Annotated in this window: 9 protein-coding genes and 1 riboswitch (1 of these 10 only partly in view); of the genes, 1 reads left to right on the top strand and 8 read right to left on the bottom strand. The window is 52.0% G+C overall.

Annotated features, from left to right (window positions below; translation table 11 throughout):
* The 7 genes from ACTID9_RS04870 to bcp form a co-directional block, all read right to left on the bottom strand.
* Window positions 1–954 carry the 5' portion of a glycosyl hydrolase family 18 protein gene (locus ACTID9_RS04870; protein ID WP_441070142.1) on the bottom strand. Its footprint begins 789 nt before the window's first position, so 954 of the gene's 1,743 nt are visible here — the first part of the coding sequence; it begins with the start codon at window positions 952–954; its stop codon lies off the left edge, out of view.
* Window positions 955–1,153: 199 nt separating this feature from the next.
* Window positions 1,154–1,585, bottom strand: coding sequence for a peroxide-responsive transcriptional repressor PerR (gene perR / locus ACTID9_RS04865; RefSeq protein ID WP_441070141.1), 432 nt, complete (start codon window positions 1,583–1,585; stop codon window positions 1,154–1,156).
* A gap of 106 nt (window positions 1,586–1,691) precedes the next feature.
* Window positions 1,692–2,345, bottom strand: a complete 654-nt coding sequence (gene nth, locus ACTID9_RS04860; protein WP_441070140.1) for an endonuclease III — start codon at window positions 2,343–2,345, stop codon at window positions 1,692–1,694.
* Between the two features lie 156 nt (window positions 2,346–2,501).
* Window positions 2,502–3,050: a cob(I)yrinic acid a,c-diamide adenosyltransferase gene (locus ACTID9_RS04855; protein ID WP_441070139.1), complete on the bottom strand. Its 549-nt coding sequence runs from the start codon at window positions 3,048–3,050 to the stop codon at window positions 2,502–2,504.
* A gap of 48 nt (window positions 3,051–3,098) precedes the next feature.
* On the bottom strand, window positions 3,099–3,854 hold the full coding sequence (locus ACTID9_RS04850) for a class I SAM-dependent methyltransferase (RefSeq protein ID WP_441070138.1): 756 nt from the start codon (window positions 3,852–3,854) through the stop codon (window positions 3,099–3,101).
* A gap of 22 nt (window positions 3,855–3,876) precedes the next feature.
* Window positions 3,877–4,932, bottom strand: a complete 1,056-nt coding sequence (locus ACTID9_RS04845; protein WP_441070137.1) for a M42 family metallopeptidase — start codon at window positions 4,930–4,932, stop codon at window positions 3,877–3,879.
* Between the two features lie 30 nt (window positions 4,933–4,962).
* Window positions 4,963–5,430 carry a thioredoxin-dependent thiol peroxidase gene (bcp, locus tag ACTID9_RS04840; RefSeq protein WP_441070136.1) on the bottom strand — a complete coding sequence of 156 codons (468 nt, stop codon included), beginning with the start codon at window positions 5,428–5,430 and terminating at the stop codon, window positions 4,963–4,965.
* Between the two features lie 216 nt (window positions 5,431–5,646).
* On the opposite strand from bcp, the gene ACTID9_RS04835 reads away from it, so the two are divergent.
* Complete coding sequence (locus ACTID9_RS04835; RefSeq protein WP_441070135.1) at window positions 5,647–6,261, top strand: helix-turn-helix domain-containing protein; 615 nt, start codon at window positions 5,647–5,649, stop codon at window positions 6,259–6,261.
* Between the two features lie 114 nt (window positions 6,262–6,375).
* Here the strand turns inward: ACTID9_RS04835 and ACTID9_RS04830 are convergent, their stop codons facing one another.
* On the bottom strand, window positions 6,376–6,984 hold the full coding sequence (locus ACTID9_RS04830; RefSeq protein ID WP_441070134.1) for an ECF transporter S component: 609 nt from the start codon (window positions 6,982–6,984) through the stop codon (window positions 6,376–6,378).
* Window positions 6,985–7,231: 247 nt separating this feature from the next.
* Window positions 7,232–7,381: riboswitch (FMN riboswitch) on the bottom strand.
* Window positions 7,382–7,660: the final 279 nt, after the last annotated feature.

Raw genomic sequence — 7,660 nt, 5'->3', positions numbered from 1 at the left:
GCCTTTGCTGTGTGCCCATTTCACGTAAGCCGCATCCGCTTTGTTTGTAAACGTCCCTTTGTCATCCTTCAGCTCGAACCAGGTGGGTGAAACGACGTTCAAGCCTGCCATTTCAGGAAAATTCGCTGTATTTGCCGTCTTTTTGGTGACCTGCTCCCACGCGAGAACGATCTTTTTGCCGAGCGGCTTCCAGGCTGCTGCTTCCTGCTCGATCGTCGGACTTGCAGGGGCAATCGTTTTAATCGCAGTCAGCGAAACCGCATCCTTCGGCAAATAGCCGACCAAGCCGTTTTCCGCTTGCACCCGGTACCAGCCCTCCCGCTCAGCCAACACTTGCACGATCGAATCGCCCGCCAGATCGCCCGCGATCGGATTTTTAATGCCAGCCCCTGTCCGCAGCGGCTCCGTGTCCCCATCGGCCACGACTTTCCCTTCCTGTACGCTTGCGCCGTGCTTGGCCACTTTCAGCACATTTGTTTGCGCCACGAGATCGAGCTGGAACGGATACAGCTTTTCCAACGGGGCATACGGCACATAGCGGATGCCATCTTGCTCGGTCAGCGGGATCTGCAGGGTAACCGGTGTTTTGTTCAAATAAGCGGTCAGCTGGCCGCTCTCCATTCGCAATACTTTGTCTTTTGTCGTAATGATCAAGGAATCCGTCGGCTCGTCCCAAAACGCATTGGGATCGAGATGCGCCTTGATAAAATCGAACGGCAGCATGATCTGCCCATTTTCTGTGCGATACGGCTGCTCGAATGCTTCTCCGTTAAAGACAATGACATTGGTTTTTCCGCCAAAAGGCGCGACATGTTCCGTAGAAGGCAACTGATTCACATACCAAATCCCGATACTCCCCACAACCAAGACAAAAAAGCAGAGGAGCATCAGACGCGGTCCCCACAATTTTCGCTTTCGCTTGATGCGCGGAGGAGAATGTAACGATAGGCTCACAACGGTTCCTCCTCATTTCTTTTCCCGATCATACATTGTATGTACTGTTTACTTCCGCATTTCCCCAAGCAATAAGACGTCGAAAGGCATCAAGAAGTTACATTTCCGTATTTCACTTCCACATGGACGAAGACAAAAAAACATCTTCACTACCGTTCGTCACAGCAGATAAGATGTCTTCCCCAAGGATGAAACTCGATCAATGCGGTTTTTTCTGGCAATCTTCGCACAATCCGTATACTTCCATCCGGTGTCCCGTCACCTTGAAGCCTGTGAGCTGTGCGGCAGAATGCTCAGCTTCACTCAGGTACGGAAACTGGAAGTCACGGATGACTCCACAGCCGGAGCAGATCACGTGGTAGTGCTCTTCCTCAACATTCGCGTCAAAACGGCTGGATGCGTCACCATAGGTAAGCTCTTTAACCAGCCCGGCATCTTTAAAGACACGCAGGTTGTTATAGATCGTCGCAACACTCATGTTGGGGAATTGTCCCTCAAGCGCCTTGTATATCTCATCAGCCGTAGGATGGTTCATGGCATCCAAAAGATACGCCAAGATCGCATGACGCTGCGGAGTCATGCGCACTCCGGTATGCTTCAAAATTTCGATCGCTTTTTCCACTCGCGCCATATCATCTTGCACCTCCTATCCGTAAGCATCATGGTAACAATTACAATCATTTTAGAATTGTTATAAATAAAGTGTATCTCTAGTTTGTCAAAAATGTCAATATCAATTACGATGAAGCCTTCGACTTGGAAAGATTCCGTCTTGACGGACACGCATCGAACAGCGGACAGGTGGCGCACTGCGGGTTTTGTGCCTTGCAGTGGTAGCGTCCGAAAAAGATCAGACGATGATGGTTCACGGTCCATACCTTTTTCGGGATTTTGCGCATCAGCGTCTTTTCCACCTGCAGCGGCGTGTCCTCTTCCTCACAAAAGCCGAGACGCTTGGAGACGCGCTCCACATGCGTGTCGACAGCCAGCGCAGGGACACCGAACCAGGTCGAGACGACGACGTTTGCCGTTTTGCGCCCGACCCCCGGCAGCTTGACCAACTCTTCGTGCTTCTCCGGAATTTCGCCATCGTAATGATCGATCAACATCCGACACAATTCTTGAATATGCTTCGCTTTGTTTTTATATAACCCAATTTGCCGGATGTCCTCCTGAAGCTCTTCAAGCGGAACCATCAAATAATCGGTCGGCGTTTTGTATTTTTGAAACAGCCGCTCCGTGACCTGGTTCACCTTTTTATCCGTGCATTGCGCAGACAACAGCACCGCGATTGTCAGCTCAAGGGCGTTGGTATGATTCAGCTCGCAATGCGCATCGGGGAACATGTCCGCGAGCGTCTGCAGGAAACGTTTCATCGTTAGTTTTGCCATAGCCTGCCCCTCACCTCTTCTCTATTCCTTATATTATAACACGCCATCCCACATTCACTGGGAAGACCTTTCTGGGAAAACCTCATCGGCATATGTACAAAAAAAAGCGTGCCTGGACGCTGCTACTTCCGCCCAACACGCTTTTTGCTGCAACTTCTATTCGTGCAAATTCGGCTCCACATTGCCCGTCTTGCTGTTCACATAGCGGGCGGCGACAAACAGATAATCGGACAGGCGGTTCAAATATTTGATGACGACCGCATTCACTTCTTCCGCAGTCGAGAGTTGAACGGCTTTTCGCTCGGCTCTGCGCACGACGGTACGAGCCACATGTAGCGCTGCTGCACTCGGGTGTCCGCCTGGCAGAACAAAATTGGTGAGCGGCGGCAAATGGCCGTCGAGCGTGTCGATCTGGGCTTCCAGGTCGAGAACATCCTGCTCCTGGATCGGCCATCCCACCTTTTTATCAGCTGGCGTAGCCAGTTCCGCCCCGATATGGAACAGCTTCGTCTGCACGATATGGAAAAAACCGCGCAGCTCCCGCCACTGATCGTCCTGCGGCAGCGTAGACAGCGCAAGCCCGATCACCGAGTTCGCCTCGTCGCATGTCCCGTACGCCTCGACCCGATCCGCATATTTGGGCACACGCGCGCCGTACACAAGCGATGTTTCCCCTTTGTCGCCCGATTTCGTGTATATTTTCATCCCGCACAACCCCTCCCCAGATTCCATTTTGCAAGCCGTGAGCATCGATTATTCCGCAACGAGAATCAGCTCGCTGCTTTTCGCGTCGAACGGCGATTTGTCAAAAGCGCCGTACCGTTCGATCACTTTAAAGCCGTTTAACCGCAGCAAATGGTGCAGCTCCGTCGGAAAAATATAGCGCAGCGTGAAGCGGCCGACCACTTTTTCCGTAACGACGCCTTGCGGACTGAGCCGCTCGTACGTCCGTGTCACCTCGGAAAGCTGCTGGAAATGGTCATAGCGCGTGTAATCCCACATGGCCACCTGCTCGCCTGTCTCCAACGGAAAAATGCTGCGCAGCGACATTTTTTCGCTTTCTTCGTAAAGGTGTTCGATTTTCGGCACAAACACGTTCATGATCAGCTTGCCGCCGGGCTTCAGATGGCGCCGGATGCAGCCGAGCGCTTTCATCTGCTCGTGGATTTGCAGCAGATGCAGAAACGAGCGGAACGGAATCATGATGACCGAAAACGTTTTGCCAAGCTCGAATTTGCGCATATCGCCTTGCAGGAACGTGATCTGCTCAAAGAAACCGGCTTCTTGCGCCTTGACCTGGGCGCGGGCCAGCATCTCGCTCGACAAGTCCATGCCTGTCACCTCAAGACCCGCCTCCGCCAAAGGAATGCTGATCCTGCCTGTACCGCAAGCCAGATCAAGAACGTCCCCTCCGTATTTGCGCGCCGTTTCCACATAAAAAGAAACGTCTCCCGGAACGCCGCGCTGCGTCAAATCGTAGTAATCCGCCCAGCTGTACATGTTGTTCAACCTTGATTGCCCCTTCCGCCGCCTACGCCATCAATTCGCCATGCAGCAGGTAGGCGAGAGCCAGCTTGTAAGTATTTTCAAACGATTCGCGGTGCGTCCGTTCAAACGAGTGGGACGCATCCACGCCCGGTCCGATCAGGCCATGTACGATATCATGCCCTGCCCGCAGCGCAGCGCTTGCGTCAGAGCCGTAGCTTGGATAAATGTCCACCTGATAGTTGAGCCCAAGTTCATCAGCCAGCTTGACCAGATGCTTGCGCAAACCATAGTGGTACGGGCCGGACGAATCTTTCGCGCAGATGGAGACGCAGTATTCGTCCGTGGCCTGTCCTTCACCGATCGCGCCCATATCGATCGCCAAATACTCAACGGTTTGCGCAGGAATGTTGGAATTCGCGCCATAGCCGATCTCTTCGTTATTGGCGATATAAAAATGCGTGGTGTACGGCAGTTTTTGTCCGCTCTCGTTCAGATGGCGCAGCAAGCCGAGGATAATCGCTACGCTCGCCTTGTCATCGAGATGGCGCGACTTGATGAATCCGCTGTCCGTCACAGTCACCCGCGGATCGTAGGAGACGAAATCGCCGACGCGGATTCCGAGGTCGAGCACATCCTGCTTGGACACCACTTTTTCATCCAGGCGAACTTCCATCACTTTTTCCGTCCGCTCCGTCTTGCCCACCTCAGTGCTGTGCACATGGACGGACGACTTCATCATCACGACGGTGCCGGTAAACGTTTTGCCGGTGATCGCCGACTCGATGGTGCAATACTCGCCTTCCACCGTATTCCACGCATAGCCGCCGATATTGGTCAGGCGGAGCCTGCCGTTGCTCTTGATTTCCTTGACCATCGCGCCCAGCGTATCGACGTGCGCCGCTACAAGACGGTGCTTCTCGTCATTGGCTCCCTTGACTGTCGCCAGCACCGCTCCTTTGTTCGTCCGCGTCACCGCCAGCCCAAGCTTGCGGAATTCTTCTTCCACCCACGCGATCGCTGGGCCCGCGTTTCCGGTCGGGCTTGGAATGTTGGCGAGTGTGACAAACGATTCAATCATATAATCCATAGGTATGCTCATGCGTAATCATTATCCCCTTTGGCAAATGGTCTACTTCTGTTGCGCGCGAATGAAATCGAGCACTTCCTGCACATGGCCTTTCACCTTCACCTTCGTCCATGCCTTGGCAATGTTTCCTTCCGGATCGATGACAAAGGTTGAGCGCTCGATGCCCATGTACTCCCGGCCGTACATTTTCTTCAGCACCCACACGCCATATGCTTCCGCTACCTGGTGGTCGGTGTCGGCAAGCAGCGGGAAAGGCAGCTCGTGCTTGACGGTAAACTTGTCATGCGACTTGACATCGTCCGGGCTAATGCCCAAAACGATCGTGTTCAGTTTGGCGAAATCGCCGTGGTAATCCCGGAAATCGCACGCTTCTGTCGTGCAGCCCGGCGTCATGTCTTTCGGATAAAAATAAAGCACAACATAGCTGCCTTTGTAATCGGAAAGCGAGATCGTCCGATTGTTGCTGGCTGGCAAAGAAAACGCAGGGGCGGCTTGTCCGACTGAATTCATGGAAATCCCTTCCTTAAAGAGATGGTTTTGCTCACATTTTACCATACACGAATGAGAAACTTAATTTTTTCGCACATTAATGTATTAAAAACATACAGGAGCAAGTTGCGATTTGCCCAAGAAAACGATAGAATTGATGGATGGCAGCAATTATAAAGAATTGTTAAGAGTGTAGATGAATCTTTCATATAGAAGCTGGACGGTGAACTGAAAGTCATGAGAGAATTTTACGATGTTACAGATCCTGAAGCCTTAAAATCATTGGCGATCCCCGAGCGTGTGAAAATTCTGGAGTTATTCGAAGATTTGGAGCCGCGGACAGCCAAGCAGATCGCGACAGAGCTGGGCGAAAACGCAGCCCGCCTTCACTATCATGTCAAAGAGCTGGTGCGTGTCGGCTTGCTTGAGCAAGTGGATACCCGTGTCAAAGGTTCCATCGTCGAAAAATATTACCAGCCTGTAGCTAAGCTGATCACAGTCAAGCTGCAAGTGATGATCGAGGAAAACGCCCACCAGTTGAGCGACGTGATGTTTACGCCGATCCGCACCACCGAGCAGGACCTCATGCGGACCTTGAACCACTTCATCGCCAGCGATGTCGATGTCCGCAAAGAGTACAAGGATACATTCGGGTACAACATCACCGAATTCAACCTGACGAAAGAAGAGCGGAAAGAGTTTTTGAACGAAATCTCCAACCTGATCAAACGGTACCGCGAGCTGAAGCCGGACGAGAACCGCAGAAAGTACAAATTTTACGACATCCTCTTCCCGTATACGCCGCCACATCCGTCCGAAGATGCGGACGAGCCGTTTGAAGACATCGATTAATCGCGCACATCCGGTTACGAAAGCGGCCCCGCCAAGCGATTGGACGGGGCCTTTGTCATGATACTCCCGTTCTAGCAAAAAAGGACAGCCTCTTCTCGAGAGCTGTCCTTTTTCTCATGATCCCATATGTTTGATTCGCGGTTCGATTTTGACATAAATCAAAAATGCCAAAATGGAAACGAGAACACCTTTGACAATATTGAAAGGCGCAATGCCGTATACGATCAACGACCACAAGCTGTCCATCCGGAACATTTCCAGCAGTTTTTCTACCGGCATCTGGTACAAGACAGCATAAGCCGGAATCATCACAAAATAGTTGGCTACCGACATAAACACCGTCATCAGCACGGTTCCCAGCGCGAAACCGGCAATCAGCGAGCCTTTCCCTTTGCCCATGCGCTGCATCGTGACCGTCAAATAAATGAAGCAGGCGCCGGCGATAAAGTTGGCCAATTCACCGATCAGCAAGCCGTCTGTGTTTTTCAGCAGCAAATGGAGGCCGTTTTTCAGCAATTCCACCATGATACCAGCTACCGGACCGAATACAAGTCCCGCGAAAATGCCAGGCAGCGTGCTGAAATCAAGCTTCAGAAACGTCGGGAAAAACGGCAGCGGGATTTCCAACGCTTGCAGAATAAAGGCAACCGCCGCCAAAACCGGGATCGCCACCAGCCGTTTCATCTGCGTCGGCTGATTCAAAGACAATTCATGTTTTTGCATCTGTTCCATCTCCTCTTTGGCTACTTCTCCTTCTTGAGGAATGGCAACAGTCTCGCGGCACGCCCTGCCCGACGAAACGTAAAAAGCCCCCGAGCTGCATCAAAAGACGCATGATTCGGGGGCATGGGTATCGTTTCTTGCGTGAAAATGAGATAGGGAAACAAGAGGTGCTCCATCCCGCAAAACGGCGCCTCTTCCACCCCAGTCATTTGCACAAGCAAACAAGCACGTGTGCGAACGTACTGTCGTCATCCTTCTCCCATCCAGACTGTACTGTCGGCTTTGGAATCGCACCAAATCCTGCACTCTGCCGCTTGAAGCGACGAGAGGCTCGCGGGCTTACACAAAAATCGTGATCACCGCCGGTCGGGAATTGCACCCTGCCCCGAAGGAATTGTGAAGTTTTTTCCCACTTATTATATACGCGGGTATTGTTTTTGACAATAAGAATTGCTACCTAATTCCTAGGAATTATTTCTTTCAAGCTCCTCGTGTAGGTAAAGCCGCCTTTTATTGTAGATAGACATTCGGCCTGTACTTCTCTCCTTCCCTCTTCCAGACTGCCTTTTGGCAATATTGCCTGAACGTCTGTATTCCAGCCATCCCCTCTTCAGCAATAATAAGTTGCACCCGACCGCGCTTGTTCCCGTACGACAGTGCGTAGAGGCGTCGATCG

This window comes from Brevibacillus fluminis (assembly GCF_052072235.1).
GTDB classification, from domain to species: domain Bacteria; phylum Bacillota; class Bacilli; order Brevibacillales; family Brevibacillaceae; genus Brevibacillus_D; species Brevibacillus_D fluminis_A.
The sequence above is the reverse complement of the archived record's forward strand: the minus strand, read 5'-3'. Positions and strand labels throughout refer to the sequence as shown.

Excerpts from the sequence above, each read along its gene's own strand:
- perR (WP_441070141.1), bottom strand. The coding sequence starts at position 1,585 with ATGGCGCGAGTGGAAAAAGCGATCGAAATTTTGAAGCATACCGGAGTG.
- nth (WP_441070140.1), bottom strand. The coding sequence starts at position 2,345 with ATGGCAAAACTAACGATGAAACGTTTCCTGCAGACGCTCGCGGACATG.
- ACTID9_RS04855 (WP_441070139.1), bottom strand. The coding sequence starts at position 3,050 with ATGAAAATATACACGAAATCGGGCGACAAAGGGGAAACATCGCTTGTG.
- ACTID9_RS04845 (WP_441070137.1), bottom strand. The coding sequence starts at position 4,932 with ATGAGCATACCTATGGATTATATGATTGAATCGTTTGTCACACTCGCC.
- bcp (WP_441070136.1), bottom strand. The coding sequence starts at position 5,430 with ATGAATTCAGTCGGACAAGCCGCCCCTGCGTTTTCTTTGCCAGCCAGC.
- ACTID9_RS04835 (WP_441070135.1), top strand. The coding sequence starts at position 5,647 with ATGAGAGAATTTTACGATGTTACAGATCCTGAAGCCTTAAAATCATTG.
- ACTID9_RS04830 (WP_441070134.1), bottom strand. The coding sequence starts at position 6,984 with ATGCAAAAACATGAATTGTCTTTGAATCAGCCGACGCAGATGAAACGG.